We start from the raw sequence: 15,272 nt of genomic DNA on the forward strand, positions 1-15,272 counted from the left end.
TTCGCGATGTCGACGCCCGTGTTGTCCGACTTCACGCGGACCTTCACGTTGTAATCGACCACTCTTTTCACTGGCACCAGGATTTTCATGCACACGCTCCAAAGTTACGAATACGACCAGAGGCCATTTTATAGCGCGGCCTCATGACTGCGCGGCCAGGCGGACCCAACCATGATGGTTGTCGAGGATACCGCTTCTTGGCGACGCGCCAATGATAGCGAACGGTCGTTCTATTTTAAAAGAGAAAAAACCCGGACGCAAAGCCCGGGTTTTCGATCATCGACTCTAATCCCGCCGGGCGTCCGTGCGCTGCCGGTTACCAGGCGGCAATGACCGCGCCGCCGAACTTGCCTTCGATGAACTGCTTCACGTCGGCCGAGTGATACGCGGCGATCAGCTTCGCGACCCACGGCTTGTTCCGGTCCGCCTCGCGGATCGCGAGGATGTTCGCGTACGGGCCGTTCGGACCCTCGATTGCGACCGCGTCCTGTTTCGGTTTCAACCCCGCTTCCATCGCGTAGTTGGTGTTGATTGCGGCCGCGTCGACGTCGCCGAGCGAACGCGGAATCTGCGCGGCGTCGAGTTCGACGATCTTCAGCTTGCGCGGATTGTCGACGATATCGAGCGGCGTCGCCTTCAGCCCCGCATCCGCGCGCAGCTTCAGCAGCCCCTGCTTCTGCAGCAACAGCAGCGCGCGGCCGCCGTTGGTCGGATCGTTCGGCACCGCGACGCGCGCGCCCGGCTTCAGTTCGGCCAGCGACTTCACGCGCTTCGAATAGATGCCCATCGGGAACGTGACGGTGTCCGCGACCTTGAGCAGCTTGTAGCCGCGATCCTTCACCTGCGCCTGCAGATACGGATCGTGCTGGTAGCTGTTCGCGTCGAGGTCGCCCGACGCGAGCGCGGCGTTCGGCTGCACGTAATCGGAGAATTCGACGATGCGGATCTCCAGGCCGTCCTTCGCCGCGACCTTCTTCACCACTTCCATGATCTGCGCGTGCGGGCCGCCCGTCACGCCGACCTTGATGGTTTCGGCCTGCGCATGCGCGCCCGCGAACAGTGCGGCCGCGCCCAGCGCCGCCGCGAACTTGAGCATGAAGCGTCGTTGCATCGTTTCTCCCCTATCGGATCGGTTTGGTTTTATTTGTGGCTGAGCCGGCGCACCAGCCAGTCGCCGAACGATTGCACGATCTGCACGAACACGATCAGGATTGCGACGACCGTCCACATCACTTCGGGCAGATAGCGCTGGTAACCGTAGCGGATCCCCAGATCGCCGAGCCCGCCGCCGCCGATCGCGCCCGCCATCGCCGAATAGCCGACCAGCGACACGAACGTGATCGTCAGGCCCGCGACGATGCCCGGCAGCGATTCGGGCAGCAGCACCTTGAAGACGATCTGCGACGTGGTCGCGCCCATCGATTGCGCGGCCTCGATCAGCCCGCGGTCGACTTCGCGCAGCGCCGTTTCGACGAGACGCGCGATGAACGGCGCGGACGCGAGCGTCAGCGGCACGACCGCCGCGGCCGTGCCGATCGACGAACCCGTGACGAGCCGCGTGAACGGAATCACCGCGACCAGCAGGATGATGAACGGCGTCGAGCGGACGGCATTCACGATGCCGCCGAGCACGCGATTCACCGCGAGGTTCTGCAGCACGCCCTGGCGGTCGGTCAGGTAGAGCAGCACGCCGAGCGGCAGGCCGACGAGCGCGCCGACCGCCCCGGAGATGCCGACCATGATCAGCGTCTCCCAGAACGACTGCACGAACATATCGAACATCTCACTCAACATACGAAAGCTCCTCTACCACCACACCTTGCTCGCGCAGGAACGCGAGCGCCTGCCCGACCTTGCCCGGCTCGCCGCCCGCGAGCACCGCGAGCGAACCGAATGCCTGCCCCTGGATCTCGTCGATCTGGCCGTGCAGGATGTTGAAATCGAGTTCGTACCGGCGGATCGTCTCCGACAGGATCGGCTGGTCGACCCCCGAGCCCGTGAACGCGAGCCGCAGCAGATGCCCGCGGCCCGTCTTCAGCCGCTCGGCCACGCGCGCCTTCAGCGCGGGCGGCAGTTCCTGCGCGATCACGTCGCCGATCAGCGCGCGCGTCACTTCGTGGTGCGGCTGCAGAAACACGTCGATCACGCGGCCTTCCTCGACCACGCGACCCGCATCGAGCACCGCGACGCGATCGCAGACCTGCTTGATCACTTCCATCTGGTGCGTGATCAGCACGATGGTCAGGCCGAGCTCGCGGTTGATGCGCTTCAGCAGATCGAGGATCGAGCGCGTGGTTTCGGGGTCGAGCGCGGACGTCGCTTCGTCCGACAGCAGCACCTTCGGCTGGCTCGCCAGCGCGCGGGCGATACCGACGCGCTGCTTCTGCCCGCCGCTGATCTGCGCCGGATAGCGATCCTTCTGCGCGGACAGCCCGACCAGGTCGAGCAGCGGCAGCACGGCGGCCTCGATGTCGGCACGACTCGCGCCGGCCAGCTCGAGCGGCAGCGCGACGTTGTCGAACACCGTGCGCGACGACAGCAGGTTGAAGTGCTGGAAGATCATGCCGATCTCGCGGCGCGCTTCGCGCAGCGCGCCGGCCGACAGCAGCGTGAGATCGCGCCCGCCGACGACGACATTGCCTTCGGTCGGCCGCGTCAGCAGGTTGATGGTGCGCACGAGCGTGCTCTTGCCGGCGCCGCTTCGGCCGATGATGCCGAACACCTCGCCTTGCGGGATCGTCAGGTTGACGTTGTGCAACGCTTCGACCCAGCCGCCCGGGCCGGGGAAACGCTGCGAAAGATTGCGTAATTCGATCATGTAAACAAAATGGCGGCCGGCCGGCGAGTTGGCCCGCCAGTCGGCCGCCGATGCATCTGGAATAGCCGGCGATTTTACCGCAAACCCCTCATTCCACTTAATAATCGATTTCGATCTTTTCATAACCAGACGAAATTAGAGGGGCGCTGCTGGGCCCGCGCCGGAGGGCCGCGACTATGATCGCGAAACGCACATGCCAACGACCAGGAGACACGCCCGATGAGCACCACCACCCCGCGGGCCGCCGCGCCCGCCACCGCCGGGTCGGTACCTTCGGCGCCCGCGCCGCGCATGGGCCGCCTGCGTACCGCGGACGGGCTCGAACTGGCGTCGTACCGCTGGCCGGCCGGCGACGGCGCCGCGCCGCCGCACGCGACGATCGCGCTGGTGCACGGCCTCGCCGAACACGCGGGCCGCTATGCCGCGCTCGCCGGCCGACTGAACGCAGCGGGCATCGACGTGCTGGCGATCGATCTGCGCGGGCATGGCCAATCGCCCGGCACGCGCGTGTGGGTCGACCGTTTCGACGGCTACCTGAACGACGCGGATGCGCTGGTCGCCGAAGCCGCACGCGGCGATGCGCCGCTGTTCCTGATGGGGCACAGCATGGGCGGCGCGGTCGCGGCGCTCTACGCGATCGAACGCGCATCCGCCCGCGGCCACGCGCTGGCGGGCCTCGTGCTGTCGAGCCCGGCGCTTGCGCCAGGGCGCGACGTGCCGCGCTGGATGCTCGCGGTCAGCCGCGTCATCAGCCGTGTGTGGCCCACCTTCCCCGCGATCAGGATCGACGCGGCCCTGCTGTCGCGCGATCCGGCCATCGTCGCGGCCAATCGCGCCGATCCGCTCGTGCATCACGGCGCAGTGCCCGCCCGCACCGGCGCGGAGATTCTCGACGCGATGGCGCGCATCGAAGCCGGCCGCGGCGCGCTGCGCGTCCCGGTGCTCGTCTATCACGGCACCGAGGACAAGCTGACCGAACCGGACGGCAGCCGTGCGTTCGGCGCACGCGTCGGCTCGCCCGATCGTACGCTGACGCTGTACGAGGGCGGCTTCCACGAAACGATGAACGATCTCGAACGCGACCGCGTGATCGACGCGCTGATCGCGTGGATTCACGCGCGCGTGCCGGCGCGCTGAGCGCGCCCTGACCGGCCGGTCGAGCGGGAATCAGATCCCGGCGAGCACGCGCAGGTGCGCGACGACGCTGCGGCCGAGCGCGGACAGGTTGTAACCGCCCTCGAGGCAACTGACGATACGGCCCTGCGCATGCCGGCGCGCGACGTCGACGATCCGCGCGGTCAGCCATTCGAAGTCGGCCTCGACGAGACCGAGATTGCCGATGTCGTCCTCGCGATGCGCATCGAACCCGGCCGACACGAACAGCATCTGCGGCTTGAATGCGTCGAGGCGCGGCAGCCACAGCATGTCGACGGCTTCGCGGATCGCCATCCCGTTGCTGCGTGCGGGCATCGGCAGGTTGACCATGTTCGGCGCCTGGTGATCGACGCCCGAGAACGGATACAGCGGATGCTGGAAGAAACTGCACATCAGCACGCGCTCGTCGTTCGCAAACGCCGCCTCGGTGCCGTTGCCGTGGTGCACGTCGAAATCGATGATGGCGACACGCTCGATGCCGTGTACGTCGAGCGCGTGCCGCGCGGCGATCGCGACGTTGTTGAAGAAGCAGAAGCCCATCGCGCGCGCCGGCTCCGCATGATGACCGGGCGGCCGGACGCCGCAGAACGCATTCGCGTAGCGGCCTTCGATCACCGCATCGGTCGCCGCGACCGCGGCGCCGGCCGCGCGCAGTGCCGCGCGCCACGTGTCGCGATTCATCAGCGTATCGGGATCGATCTCGACGTAACCGTCGACCGGCGTCATGCTGCGGATGTAGTCGATGTGCGCCTGCGTATGCACGCGGCCGAGCGCGACCTCGCTCGCGAACGGCGCGGTTTCGTGCACGATCAGGTCGTCGATGCGGCTCGCGATCAGTTGATCCTGGATCGCCGACAGGCGGGCCGGACATTCCGGATGCCATTCCCCCATCTCGTGCAGCATGCAGTCGGGGTGCGTATAGAAAGCGGTTGCCATAAGCTGTCGTCCGCGGCGCGCGGTGCGTCGCAGGTCTCCGTCAATGATGTCCATCGTCTGCCGCGAATTCGCCGCTAACTTACCACAACGGCGGCCGGCTTCGGCCCGGCGCGCCGGATGCGTCGGGTATACTGCGCCGAACACAATCGCCCTGTCCGCCCGCTTCGACATGAATTCCAGCAAGCCCGCCGCCCTTCTCTCCGCGCTGTTCCGTGTTCGCGCTCCGCTCGTCGTCGCTGCCGTCGCGGCGGCCCTCGGCACCGCGCCCGCCGTCGCGCAGACGCAGCCGGCGAAGCCCGCCGGCACGCTCGTCGCCCAGGCCCAGCCACAGCAGCCGATGCCGCAAGGCCAGACGTTCGAAGAGGAAATCGTTCCGCAGCGTTACGCGAGCAACGCGAAGGTCGACGCGTTCATCGACGAGATGGTGAGCCGCAACGGCTTCGATTCGGCGAGCCTGCATGCGCTGTTCTCGCGCGTCAGCTACTCGGCCACGGCCGTCAAGCTCGTGAGGCCCGCACCGACGCCTTCGGTGAAGAACTGGCGCGTCTATCGTTCGCGCTTCATCGAGCCGATCCGCATCAATGCGGGCGTGAAGTTCTGGAAGGCGAACCAGGCGACGCTGCAGCGCGCGTCCGAGCAGTTCGGCGTGCCGCCCGAGGTGATCGTCGGCATCATCGGCGTCGAGACGATCTATGGCCGCTACATGGGCAATTTCCGCGTGCTCGACGCGCTGACCACACTGACGTTCGACTACCCGGACACGCCGAATCGCGACAGCCGCCAGGCCACGTTCCGCAAGAACCTCGAAGACTTCCTGGTCTGGACCCGCGACAACCAGCTCGACCCCACCACCGTGCTCGGCTCGTACACCGGCGCGATCGGGATTCCGCAGTTCCTGCCGAGCAGCATCCGCGAATATGCAGTCGACTTCGACGGCACGGGCCACGTCGATCTGCGCAGCAGTCCTGTCGATGCGATCGGCAGCGTCGCGAACTACCTGAAACAGCACGGCTGGGAAACCGACCGCCCGGTGGTCTGGCAAATCACGCCCGATACGGGCAGCCTGGGCATCGCACAGGCCGCCGCCGACGGCCAGCCCGAACCGCACTGGGCGCTGTCGCAACTGCTGCGCGCAGGCATGACGCTGAACGAGCCGACGGTCAACATCACGACCGAAGCCGGCACGCCGGTGACCGTGGTCGACCTGCCGACGCCGGGGCGCGCGACCGAATACATGCTCGGCCTGAAGAACTTCTACGTGCTGACGCGCTACAACCGCAGTTTCTTCTACGCACTCACCGTGTACCAGCTCGGCGAAGCCGTGAAAGCGCAGATGCAAGCGAGCGGCGCACTCCCGTTGCCTGCGGCGGACACGGAAGCACCTGCACAATAAGCACGCCCGCACAAAACAAAAACGCCGCATATGCGGCGTTTTTTTCGCGTGTGGCGGCAGTGCGTGCCGCCCGGGCTCACGCTGGAAACACGCCCGTGGACAGGTAGCGGTCGCCACGATCGCAGATGATGAACACGATCGTCGCGTTCTCGACCTGACGCGCGATGCGCATCGCGACTTCGCATGCGCCGCCCGACGAAATGCCCGCGAAGATGCCCTCGACCGCCGCCAGCCGGCGCGTCATCGTTTCCGACGCAGCCTGACTCACGCTCTCGACGCGATCGACGCGGCTGCGATCGAAGATGGTCGGCATGTACGCTTCCGGCCACTTGCGGATGCCCGGGATACGCGAGCCGTCTTCCGGCTGCGCACCGACGATCTCGATCGCCGGATTCTGTTCCTTCAGATAGCGCGACGTGCCCATGATCGTGCCCGTCGTGCCCATCGCGGACACGAAGTGCGTGATGCGCCCTTCGGTATCGCGCCAGATCTCCGGCCCCGTGCCTTCGTAGTGCGCGACGGGATTGTCGGGGTTGCCGAACTGGTCGAGGATCACGCCCTTGCCCTCGCGCTGCATCTGCTCCGCGAGGTCGCGCGCCAGCTCCATCCCGCCCTTCACCGGCGTCAGGATGATTTCGGCGCCGTAGGCCGCCATGCTCTGGCGGCGCTCGACCGACAGATCCTCCGGCATGATCAGCACCATCTTGTAGCCGCGGATCGCCGCGGCCATCGCGAGCGCGATGCCCGTGTTGCCGCTCGTCGCCTCGATCAGCGTATCGCCCGGCTTGATGCGACCGCGCGCCTCGGCCTTGCTGATCATCGACAGCGCCGGGCGATCCTTCACGGAACCGGCCGGATTATTGCCCTCGAGCTTCGCGAGCAGCACGTTGTTGCGCGCGCGAATCTCGTCGTCCGGCAGGCGGACCAGTTGCACGAGCGGCGTATTGCCGATCGTGTCTTCGATAGTTTTGTAAGCCATGGATATACCGTGAGTGCGAGGCCGATCAATCGATCGATTGTAAACCAGCACCGGCACGCGCGCCGGCAACCCCTTTGCGACGATGGAATACGCGTACCGCGCGGTTCGCGTTTCGCCGCGCGCGCGGACCCACGCAAAAAACCCGCGGCATGCCGCGGGAAGCCGTCGCAACGACGGCGACTGAAGGAGCCCTGTGTCGGGTACGCGCGACCCGTTATTTCTGCGCGGTGCGGGCCGGCACGGCGGCGGGCTTCGCTGCCGCCGGCTTGCCCGCGGCCGTCGGCGTCGTGCCCGCGCCCGCCGCCGTACCGACCGTCAACCCTTCCTGCTGAAGCCGCTCGACGGTATGCCCGCCCATGCCCTTCACGCGTGCGGCGAGATCGTCCGCATTCCTGAACGGACCGCGTGCGCCGCGCTCGTCGAGAATCGCCTTCGCCCGCGCCGGGCCGATGCCCTTGATGCCGACGAGCGCATCCTCGTTCGCGGTGTTGACGTCGACGGCCGCCCAGGCCGACGCCACTGCGCCGAGCATGACCGCTGCGGCAAACCATTTCCTGATCATGTGCTGGATCTCCGAAGAAAAACGGCCGGCGGCTGCCGACCGTGAGACCCAGTCTATCGATGCAACGCGCCGGTTTAAACCTGGCCGGATAGCCAACGCACGTAGCGGTCGACGCCTTCCTGCACGGTCAGGAACGGTGCGTCGTAGCCGGCCGCGCGCAGTTTCGTCTGATCGGCCTGCGTGAAGCACTGGTACTTGCCGCGCAGCGCATCGGGGAACGGCACGTATTCGATCAATCCCTGCTCGACCTGCTGCGCGAGCGTCAGCGGCGGCTGGTTGTCGAGCGCGCGCAGCGTATTGACGACCGTCGACGCGATATCGTTGAACGGCTGCGCGCGGCCCGTGCCGAGGTTGAAGATGCCCGACTTCTCCGGATGATCGAAGAAGAACAGGTTCACCTTGGTCACGTCCTCGACCGACACGAAATCGCGCGTCTGCTCGCCCGGCGCATAACCGTTGTACTCGCCGAACAGCTTCACCTTGCCTTCCGCGCGGAACTGGTTGAAGTTGTGGAACGCGACCGACGCCATGCGGCCCTTGTGCGTCTCGCGCGGGCCGTACACGTTGAAATAGCGGAAGCCCGCGATCTGGCTCTTCGCGCTCGGCAGCACGCGACGGATCACCTGGTCGAACAGGAACTTCGAATAGCCGTACACGTTCAGCGGCGCCTCGACGTCGCGCGCCTCGACGAAGCGCGTCGAGCCGCCGTAGATCGCGGCCGACGATGCATACAGGAACTGCGTGCCCTGCGCGAGGCAGGTATCGAGCACCGCGCGGCTGTAGCGGAAATTGTTGTCCATCATGTAGCGGCCGTCGGTTTCCATCGTGTCCGAACAGGCGCCTTCATGAAATACCGCGCGTACCTTGCCGAAATCGCCGCGCGCGAAGCGTTCGACGAATTCGGTCTTGTCGAGATAGTCGTCAATCTCGCAGTCGACGAGATTGCGGAACTTGTCCGCGCGCGTCAGGTTGTCGACCGCGATGATGCGCGTCTCGCCGCGCGCGTTGAGCGCGTTGACGATGTTCGCGCCGATAAAACCGGCTGCGCCGGTGACGATGAGGGTCATGATCGTCCTGCCTGAAAAGTGCGAGCCATTCGTGCGGCGCGCTCGTCGCGCCGCCGAATGCGCTCAGTGAAACAGTTCGTCGTAGTCGACCGTGGCCGTGCCGAGCTTGCCGACCACGATGCCTGCCGCTCGATTCGCGAGCACCACGGCATCGACGAGCGGCACACCGGCGCCGAGCATCGTCGCGACCGTCGCGATCACGGTGTCGCCCGCGCCCGACACGTCGAACACTTCGCGTGCGAGCGCCGGCGCATGCAGTTCGCCGCCCGCGGAAAAGAGCGTCATGCCCTCTTCCGAACGCGTGAGCAGCAGCGCGTCGATGCCGAGCTCCGCACGCAGGGTCGCGACGCGCGCGCGCAGGTCGTCTTCCGATTTCCACTGCCCGACCACCTCGCGCAGTTCCGCGCGATTCGGCGTGATCAGCGATGCGCCGCGATAGCGTGCCCAGTCGTCGCCCTTCGGGTCGACCAGCACCGCCTTGCCGGCCGCACGCGCCTTCTCGATCATCGTCGTGACGTGCGTGAGGCCGCCTTTCGCGTAATCCGACATCAGCACGACGTCGTGCTGCGGCAGCAGCGCATCGAAGCGCGCGAGCCCCGCGAGCAGCACCTCGTGCGTCGGCATCGCCTCGAAGTCGACGCGCAGCAGTTGCTGCTGGCGCGCGAGCACGCGCAGCTTGATCGTGGTCGGCAACGCGGGATCGCGCTCGAGATGCGGCGTCACGCCGCTGCTGCCGAGCAGCTCGACGATCCGCTCGCCGGGTTCGTCGCAACCGACGACGCACAGCAGCCCGGCCTGGCCGCCGAGCGTCACCGCATTGCGCGCCACGTTGGCCGCACCGCCGAGCCGCTCTTCCTGACGTTGCACGTGCACGACCGGCACCGGCGCTTCAGGCGAAATGCGATCGACGTTGCCGAACCAGTAGCGGTCGAGCATCACGTCGCCGACGACGAGCACACGCGAGCGCGCGAGTTGCTCGCGCGGCACCGGAACGACTTCACGAAGAGTATTCATCGTACCTTCAGCCACGGGAAAACGACTGGGGATCGACGTACGGCCGACCGATCGCGTAGTAGTCGATGCCGAGTTCGGCCATCGCATCCGGCTCGTACAGGTTGCGCCCATCGAAGATCACCGGCGCTTTCAGCTCGGCCTTCAGGCGCGTGAAATCGGGGCTGCGGAATTCCTTCCACTCGGTCACGATCACGAGTGCGTCCGCGCCCGTGACCGCGGCGTCCTGCGTGTCGACGAGGTGCAATCGCGCCAGCACGTCGGCATCGTCGCCGAAATCCAGCGCGAACACGCGCCGCGCTTCGTCGACGGCAACCGGATCGTAGGCGCGCACGGTCGCGCCGCGCTCGAGCAGCGCGGCGATCAGGCGGCGGCTTGGCGCCTCACGCATGTCGTCGGTGTTCGGCTTGAACGCCAGGCCCCAGACCGCGAACTCGCGGCCCGTCAGGTCGGCGCCGAAACGCTGCTCGATCTTGCCGATCAGCACGTCCTTCTGCGCATGGTTGGCGGCCTCGACGGCCTCCAGGATACGCAGCGGCTGGCCGTTCTCACCCGCGGTGCGGATCAGCGCCTGCACGTCCTTCGGGAAGCACGAGCCGCCGTAGCCGACGCCGGCGTACAGGAAGTGATAGCCGATGCGCGGATCGGAGCCGATCCCGCGGCGCACGGCCTCGATGTCGGCGCCGACCTTGTCGGCGAGATTCGACATCTCGTTCATGAACGAGATGCGCGTCGCGAGCATCGCGTTCGCCGCGTACTTCGCGAATTCGGCCGAACGCACGTCCATGTAGATCGTGCGCTCGTGATTGCGGTTGAACGGCGCGTAGAGCTTCTTCATCTTCTCGCGTGCGATCGTGCCGGTTTCGTCGTCGTCGACGCCGATGATGATCCGGTCCGGGCGCATGAAGTCCTCGACCGCGGCGCCTTCCTTCAGGAATTCCGGGTTCGACACGACCGAGAAGCGATGCGCGACGCTGCCCGCGAGCCCGCGTGCGGCCAGCGCCTCGTCGACCACGCCGTGCACGCGCCGCGCGGTGCCGACCGGCACCGTCGACTTGTCGACGATCACCTTGAAGCCCGTCATGTGGCGGCCGATGTTGCGCGCGGCCTCGAGCACGTATTGCAGGTCGGCCGAGCCGTCCTCGTCGGGCGGCGTGCCGACCGCGATGAACTGGATCTCGCCGTGCGCGACGCTCGCCTCGATGTCGGTCGAGAAGCGCAGGCGCCCCGCCGTGCGGTTGCGCGCGATGATGTCCAGCAGCCCCGGTTCGTGAATCGGCATCCCGCCGTTGTTCAGGATGTCGATCTTGCGCGGATCGACGTCGAGACAGAAGACGTCGTGACCGATCTCCGCGAGGCACGCGCCCGTGACGAGGCCGACATAGCCGGTGCCGATGATGGTGATTTTCATAGATGTTCCGGTACTTCCCGGTAATAGACTAACTTGGCCGCAGCGCGTTGGCTCCGCGTGCCGGGATCAGCCCGGCATCGCGGGTTCGACGCGGCGCGGCGCATAGGTTTCCCAGCCGCTGCATCCGGGGCACTGCCAGTAGAAGAGCCGTGCCCGGAAACCGCAATTCTGGCACGTATACCGCGGCAGATTTTTCGTACGCTGCTTGATCAGCGCACGCATCATTTCAAGTTCCTTACGACGCGGTTCGTCGGCCGCCGCGATCTGCGCATCGAGCAGGTGCAGCATCCCCGACAGGTTCGGCGACTTTTCCATCTGCGTGCGCGCGAGCGTGTGCGCCTCATCCTGGCCGCGCAACCCGGCGATATGCTGATAGGCGATGTCGAGCAGGTCGTTCGACGGATAGCGATCGACGTACCCCATCAGCAGCTCGGCGCCTTCGACGTTCTTGCCGAGCGCGACGTACGCCTTCATCAGCTTGTCGGCGACGAGCGGCAGATACGCCGGGTTCTGCGCTTCGACGCGCTTCCAGTGCTCGATCGCGGCCGCGTGGTCGCCCGCCGCTTGCGCCGCGTCGCCGGACAGGATCGTCGCACGGACGTTCTGCGGATTCACGGTCAGCGCACGGCGCAACTGTTCGGCCGCCACGTCGGCCTGCTTGCGCTGCAGCGCGTCCTGCGCGAGTTCGCAGTGAAACTGCGCAATTTCGATGCCGAGCGGCTTGTCGCTCATCGATTCGATACGTTTCGCCGTATCGATCGACTTGTTCCAGTCCTTCTCGATCTCGTAGATCGTCAGCAGCGCCCGCTGTGCGCCGAGCGCGTAGTCGCCGTCCGCGAGCTTGTGGAACGCCTCTTCGGCGCGATCCAGCAGGCCGGCCTTCAGGAAATCCTGACCCAGTTCGTACAGCGCGTGGTCGCGCTCGTTGACCGGCAGGTCGGTGCGGCTCAGCAGGTTCTGGTGCACGCGGATCGCGCGGTCGGTCTCGCCGCGACGGCGAAACAGGTTGCCGAGCGCGAAGTGCAGCTCGACCGTTTCGGGGTCGAGCTTGGCCACCTCGATGAACGCATCGATCGCCTTGTCGGGTTGTTCGTTCAACAGAAAATTCAGGCCGCGAAAATACGAGCGCGGCAGGTTGGCGCTCTCCGACAGGAGATTCTTCAGGTCATAGCGTGACGCCGCCCAACCGAGCGCGAACGCGACCGGAATCGCGAGCAACCACCAGAAATCCAGATCCATGCGAAATATCGAAGCAGAGACGAAAACCGCGCGAGGAATCGCGCGGCGTCCGGGGTTAAATGACGGGCGGCATCGGCGGCTGGTCGATGACGGCAGGCGTTTCGCGCGCCGCACGCAGATCGCGCTTGAGGCGCCCGTTCTCGAGACGCAGCCGGAAGATCGAAGGCAGCGCGGACAGCAGGCCGGCCAGCAGCCCCACGGCGAAGAATGCCAGGCCGATCAGGATCAGCGGCGCTTGCCATGCATAGCCGGCAACGAAATTCAGCGTCGCGGTTTGTGTATTGGCCAGCGCAAGCACCAGCAGCAGGACGAACACCAATACCCGGATCAGCCAGACGATAAACTTCATGAAGCCCTCTCTTTGTTGAGGTTTGCCGCGGCGCGCGACTCCCCTTCGTCGCACCGAATCGACCCGTATTGTAAAGGAAGCGTTTCCGCGGCTGCGCAGATCCTGTGCGCGGCGTTGCGGGTCGGTTGCCGGACATGCCGCCGGAAATGAAAAAAGCGCCCACAAGGGGCGCTTTTCTTTTCAGCCTTCGCCGGACAGGTTCCGGGCTCACCGAACGACGCTCAACGCTCGTCGTCCGGATCGTCAGCCTTCAGCGGTTCACCGGCGCGGCCGTCGACGCGTTCACGCAATTCCTTGCCAGGTTTGAAGTGCGGCACGAACTTCTCGGGCACCTGCACTTTCTCCCCCGACTTCGGGTTGCGTCCGACGCGCGCCGGGCGACGATTGAGGCCGAAGCTGCCGAAACCCCGAATTTCAATGCGATGCCCTTTCGCCAGGGCGTCGGACATCGCATCGAGCATCGTTTTCACCGCGAAATCCGCATCCTTGAGGACAAGTTGCGGAAATCGCGATGCCAGCTGCGCGACCAACTCGGATTTGGTCATACTTCAGCAGACCTCGTAAGGCTTACTGGTTCTGGCCGTCGAGCTTCGCCTTCAGCAGCGCGCCGAGGTTGGTCGTACCGGTCGCAGCAGCGCTGGAGTCCGACTGCAGGCCGCGGATCGCTTCCTGTTGTTCAGCCGAATCCTTCGCCTTGATCGACAGGTTGATGCCGCGCGACTTGCGATCGATGTTGATCACCATCGCGTTGACCTTGTCGCCTTCCTTCAGCACGTTGCGTGCATCTTCGACGCGATCCTGCGAGATTTCCGACGCACGCAGGTAGCCTTCGATGTCGCCCGTCAGCGTGACGACCGCACCCTTCGCATCGACCGTCTTCACGACGCCGTCGACGATCGAGCCCTTGTCGTTCATTGCAACGTAGTTGCTGAACGGGTCGCCTTCGAGCTGCTTGATGCCGAGCGAAATGCGCTCCTTCTCGACGTCGATACCGAGCACGATTGCTTCGACTTCGTCGCCCTTCTTGTACTTGCGAACGGCTTCTTCGCCGGCTTCGCTCCACGACAGGTCCGACAGGTGGACCAGGCCGTCGATGCCGCCCGGCAGACCGATGAACACGCCGAAGTCGGTGATCGACTTGATTGCGCCCGTGATCTTGTCGCCCTTCTTGAAGTTGCGGCTGAAGTCATCCCACGGATTCGGCTTGCACTGCTTCATGCCGAGGCTGATACGACGACGGTCTTCGTCGATCTCGAGGACCATGACTTCGACTTCGTCGCCCAGCTGGACAACCTTCGACGGCGCGACGTTCTTGTTGGTCCAGTCCATTTCCGACACGTGGACGAGGCCTTCGATGCCCGATTCCACTTCGACGAATGCGCCGTAGTCGGTGATGTTCGTGACCTTGCCGAACAGGCGAGTGCCCGACGGGTAACGGCGCGAGATGCCTTCCCACGGATCGTCGCCCAGTTGCTTGATGCCCAGCGAGACGCGGTTCTTCTCTTGGTCGAACTTGAGGATCTTCGCGGTGACTTCCTGGCCAACCGACAGGACTTCGCTCGGGTGACGCACGCGACGCCATGCGATGTCGGTGATGTGCAGCAGGCCGTCGATGCCGCCGAGGTCGACGAATGCGCCGTAGTCGGTGATGTTCTTGACCACGCCGTTGACGATCGCGCCTTCCTTCAGCGTCTCGAGCAGCTTCGCGCGCTCTTCGCCTTGGGTTGCTTCGATCACTGCACGACGCGACAGCACGACGTTGTTACGCTTGCGATCGAGCTTGATCACGCGGAACTCGAGCGTCTTGCCTTCGTACGGGGTCGTGTCCTTGACCGGACGCGTGTCGACCAGCGAACCCGGCAGGAACGCGCGGATGCCGTTGACCATCACGGTCATGCCGCCCTTCACCTTGCCGGTGATCGTGCCGGTGACGAGTTCGTTGTTGTCGAGGGCCTTTTCCAGCGACAGCCACGATGCAAGGCGCTTCGCCTTGTCGCGCGACAGGATCGTGTCGCCGTAGCCGTTTTCGAGTGCGTCGATCGCGACGGACACGAAATCGCCCGACTGCACCTCAACCTCGCCCTGATCGTTCAGGAATTCCTCGATCGGAATGTAAGCCTCGGACTTCAGGCCTGCATTGACGACCACGAAGTTGTGGTCGACGCGCACGACTTCGGCGGAAATCACTTCGCCGGCGCGCATGTCTTGGCGGGTCAGCGACTCTTCGAACAGAGCCGCAAAGGATTCGGTATTCGGGGTGGAGGTTTGCAGGTCGGACATAAAAATCTGATTGTGCATGGCTCGCTGTGCCACGCCGGCCGGAATGGCAGGCTGAAAGGGCCAGATCGAGGA

At 65.5% G+C, this 15,272-nt stretch carries 15 protein-coding genes and 1 pseudogene; 2 read left to right on the forward strand and 14 right to left on the reverse strand.

All coding sequences use genetic code 11. The features are described 5' to 3' along the window. From J8I33_RS21125 to J8I33_RS21140, 4 genes and pseudogenes are all read right to left on the reverse strand, one after another. Nucleotides 1-89, reverse strand: a pseudogene (locus tag J8I33_RS21125) (electron transfer flavoprotein subunit beta/FixA family protein); the annotation flags it as partial. 227 nt (nt 90-316) lie between these two features. After that, nucleotides 317-1,111 (reverse strand): MetQ/NlpA family ABC transporter substrate-binding protein, encoded by a 795-nt coding sequence (locus tag J8I33_RS21130; RefSeq protein WP_209929371.1) that lies wholly within the window; start codon nt 1,109-1,111, stop codon nt 317-319. Nucleotides 1,112-1,140: 29 nt separating this feature from the next. Then, nucleotides 1,141-1,794, reverse strand: coding sequence for a methionine ABC transporter permease (locus J8I33_RS21135; protein ID WP_006476559.1), 654 nt, complete (start codon nt 1,792-1,794; stop codon nt 1,141-1,143). After that, nucleotides 1,784-2,818 (reverse strand): methionine ABC transporter ATP-binding protein, encoded by a 1,035-nt coding sequence (locus tag J8I33_RS21140; RefSeq protein WP_050011531.1) that lies wholly within the window; start codon nt 2,816-2,818, stop codon nt 1,784-1,786. The genes J8I33_RS21135 and J8I33_RS21140 overlap by 11 nt, the downstream gene beginning before the upstream one ends. Before the next feature lie 219 nt (nt 2,819-3,037). Between J8I33_RS21140 and J8I33_RS21145 the strand changes: the two genes are divergently transcribed. Further along, entirely contained in the window at nt 3,038-3,955 is a 918-nt protein-coding gene (locus tag J8I33_RS21145; RefSeq protein ID WP_209939025.1) for an alpha/beta hydrolase, read from the forward strand. Nucleotides 3,956-3,985: 30 nt separating this feature from the next. On the opposite strand, the gene J8I33_RS21150 is transcribed toward J8I33_RS21145, so the two are convergent. After that, the gene (locus J8I33_RS21150) at nt 3,986-4,909 is read right to left on the reverse strand and encodes a histone deacetylase family protein (RefSeq protein ID WP_050011533.1); all 924 of its coding nucleotides are present in this window, start codon (nt 4,907-4,909) and stop codon (nt 3,986-3,988) included. A gap of 43 nt (nt 4,910-4,952) precedes the next feature. Here J8I33_RS21150 and mltB point away from each other — a divergent pair, with 43 nt between their 5' ends. Next, on the forward strand, nt 4,953-6,302 hold the full coding sequence (gene mltB / locus J8I33_RS21155; protein ID WP_209929374.1) for a lytic murein transglycosylase B: 1,350 nt from the start codon (nt 4,953-4,955) through the stop codon (nt 6,300-6,302). 76 nt (nt 6,303-6,378) lie between these two features. On the opposite strand, the gene cysM is transcribed toward mltB, so the two are convergent. The 9 genes from cysM to rpsA form a co-directional block, all read right to left on the reverse strand. Then, complete coding sequence (gene cysM / locus J8I33_RS21160) at nt 6,379-7,281, reverse strand: cysteine synthase CysM (protein ID WP_050011535.1); 903 nt, start codon at nt 7,279-7,281, stop codon at nt 6,379-6,381. Between the two features lie 214 nt (nt 7,282-7,495). Continuing rightward, nucleotides 7,496-7,843, reverse strand: coding sequence for a helix-hairpin-helix domain-containing protein (locus J8I33_RS21165; protein ID WP_124595022.1), 348 nt, complete (start codon nt 7,841-7,843; stop codon nt 7,496-7,498). Between the two features lie 74 nt (nt 7,844-7,917). Then, nucleotides 7,918-8,910, reverse strand: coding sequence for an ADP-glyceromanno-heptose 6-epimerase (gene rfaD / locus J8I33_RS21170; RefSeq protein WP_050011537.1), 993 nt, complete (start codon nt 8,908-8,910; stop codon nt 7,918-7,920). Between the two features lie 63 nt (nt 8,911-8,973). Beyond that, entirely contained in the window at nt 8,974-9,924 is a 951-nt protein-coding gene (gene rfaE1 / locus J8I33_RS21175; protein ID WP_124557718.1) for a D-glycero-beta-D-manno-heptose-7-phosphate kinase, read from the reverse strand. Between the two features lie 7 nt (nt 9,925-9,931). Next, nucleotides 9,932-11,332, reverse strand: coding sequence for a UDP-glucose/GDP-mannose dehydrogenase family protein (locus J8I33_RS21180; protein WP_050011539.1), 1,401 nt, complete (start codon nt 11,330-11,332; stop codon nt 9,932-9,934). A 66-nt stretch (nt 11,333-11,398) separates the two neighbouring features. After that, complete coding sequence (gene lapB, locus J8I33_RS21185) at nt 11,399-12,571, reverse strand: lipopolysaccharide assembly protein LapB (protein WP_050011540.1); 1,173 nt, start codon at nt 12,569-12,571, stop codon at nt 11,399-11,401. Nucleotides 12,572-12,626: 55 nt separating this feature from the next. Next, a complete protein-coding gene (locus J8I33_RS21190) occupies nt 12,627-12,920 on the reverse strand; it encodes a LapA family protein (protein ID WP_012328123.1) in 294 nt (97 codons plus the stop codon). A 221-nt stretch (nt 12,921-13,141) separates the two neighbouring features. Further along, nucleotides 13,142-13,465, reverse strand: a complete 324-nt coding sequence (locus tag J8I33_RS21195; protein ID WP_006486894.1) for an integration host factor subunit beta — start codon at nt 13,463-13,465, stop codon at nt 13,142-13,144. Between the two features lie 22 nt (nt 13,466-13,487). Further along, on the reverse strand, nt 13,488-15,218 hold the full coding sequence (rpsA, locus tag J8I33_RS21200; protein WP_011694214.1) for a 30S ribosomal protein S1: 1,731 nt from the start codon (nt 15,216-15,218) through the stop codon (nt 13,488-13,490). Nucleotides 15,219-15,272: the final 54 nt, after the last annotated feature.

Origin of the sequence: Burkholderia sp. AcTa6-5, assembly GCF_017815075.1 — a bacterium.
Lineage (GTDB): Bacteria > Pseudomonadota > Gammaproteobacteria > Burkholderiales > Burkholderiaceae > Burkholderia > Burkholderia sola.